At 59.9% G+C, this 274-nt stretch carries 1 protein-coding gene; it reads left to right on the top strand.

Annotated elements, in window-relative coordinates:
- A partial coding sequence (locus tag ACVA6Q_RS24680) for a LysE family transporter (protein WP_446649224.1) occupies positions 1–274 on the top strand: 274 nt, incomplete at both ends.

Here is a 274-nt window from a genome sequence, read left to right as displayed (position 1 = left end):
AGCCTCTCATGACATTTCAGGTCTGGCTGGCGTTCTTCGTTGCAACAACCGTGACGGCCATCGCACCCGGGTCGGGCGTGATCCTGTGCATGAGCCACGGGTTGACGCACGGTATGCGCCGTACATCGGTGACGATCGTGGGGATGGAGATCGGGATGACCTCGATCCTGTTCATTGCGGGTGCGGGGCTCGGTGCAGTGCTGGTGGCATCCGAGCACGCCTTTATGGCGGTCAAGATCGTCGGTGCGCTGTACCTGATCTATTTGGGCGTTAT

The sequence above is a fragment of the Vibrio sp. DNB22_10_4 genome (genome assembly GCF_052879755.1).
The sequence above is the reverse complement of the archived record's forward strand: the minus strand, read 5'-3'. Positions and strand labels throughout refer to the sequence as shown.